Origin of the sequence: Stutzerimonas stutzeri, from assembly GCF_000935215.1 — a bacterium.
Lineage (GTDB): Bacteria > Pseudomonadota > Gammaproteobacteria > Pseudomonadales > Pseudomonadaceae > Stutzerimonas.
In genome coordinates this window covers 1-289 of sequence record NZ_JXXD01000383.1, presented here as the reverse complement: position 1 = coordinate 289, position 289 = coordinate 1, and the positions used below count along the sequence as shown (strand labels likewise).

The window sequence follows — 289 nt, the reverse complement described above, 5'->3', positions numbered from 1 at the left end:
GCACCGATGGCGGTCAAACCTGGTCCTCGTCCTTCACCCCGGTCGAGGGCAGCAACACCGTTTCCGTCCGTCAGACCGACGTGGCTGGTAATACGTCGGGTGCGACCACCGTCAGTTTCGTGCTCGACACTCAGGTCGCTGCGCCGACCGTTTCGCTGCAGGCCGACACTGGCGTCAGCGGCACTGATGGCATTACCAACAATGGCGCGCTAAGCGTTGGCGGAACCGAGACCGGTGCGACCGTCGAGTACAGCACCGATGGCGGTCAAACCTGGTCCTCGTCCTTCAC

Annotated in this window: 1 pseudogene; it reads left to right on the top strand. The window is 63.3% G+C overall.

Features of this window, described 5'->3' with window-relative positions:
* Positions 1-289 (top strand): annotated as a pseudogene (locus LO50_RS24985) (hypothetical protein); the annotation flags it as partial.